Annotated in this window: 1 protein-coding gene; it reads right to left on the reverse strand. The window is 61.3% G+C overall.

Annotation, left to right across the window (positions count from 1 at the left end; genetic code table 11):
- On the reverse strand, window positions 1-831 hold an 831-nt coding region (locus ABD345_RS39985), incomplete at both ends, for a DDE-type integrase/transposase/recombinase (protein WP_344559757.1).

The raw sequence follows: 831 nt of genomic DNA on the forward strand, positions 1-831 counted from the left end.
CTTTGGTGGCAAACCCCTTGTTCGGCCAGTCGGGGCGATATTTGCAGGTTCGGAATAGCGCCTCGGAGAACGGGTTGTCATTGCTGACGCGAGGGCGACTGTATGATGCGATGATGCCGAGTTTTTCCATGGTTGTTTTCATTGTCGCGCCCTTCATTGGGCTGCCGTTATCGGCATGTAGAACCAGTGGGCGCAGGGTGCATCCCTCGGCCAGCACTGCCCGCCGGGTCAGTGCCGCCGCCAGCTCTGCGTTTTCGCGTTCATGAACTTCCCATCCCACGATTTTCCGGCTGAAGATGTCCACGATGAGGTAGAGGTAAAAAAACATGCCTGCGATGGGCCCGGGCATCCAGGTTATATCCCAGGTCCAAACCTCGCAGGGCCCACTGGCCTTGTAGCTGGCGGGCGGTTTGCGCCGGACCGGCGGCTTGGCCCGGCCTCGGTGATGCTGCTGACCATCAGCGCGCAGGATGCGATAGAAGCTGGATTCCGAGGCCAGATACCGCCCCTGATCTGCCAGTTTAGGCACGATCTGTGACGGAGGCAGGCTGGCAAACTCCGCTGAATTACAGACGTCAAGCACGGCCGCGCGTTCCTCAGTGCTCAGCTTGTTGGCTGGCTCCGGGCGCGGCACAAGGGGGCGCTGATCGGCGTGTATCTGGCCGTCTTTTGTCCAGCGCCGTAGTGTGCGATCGCTGATTTCCAGCTCGGCACAGGCTTTGGCCCGCCGCGCGCCACCAGTGATGGCCTCATTGATCAGAGCAACGGCAGTTTGGCGATGTGGGGTGCTGATCATGCGTCCTCGTCGCCCCCCCAGATCGCTGCCGCCTT

The sequence above is a fragment of the Kitasatospora saccharophila genome (assembly GCF_039529925.1).
GTDB lineage: Bacteria > Actinomycetota > Actinomycetes > Streptomycetales > Streptomycetaceae > Kitasatospora > Kitasatospora saccharophila.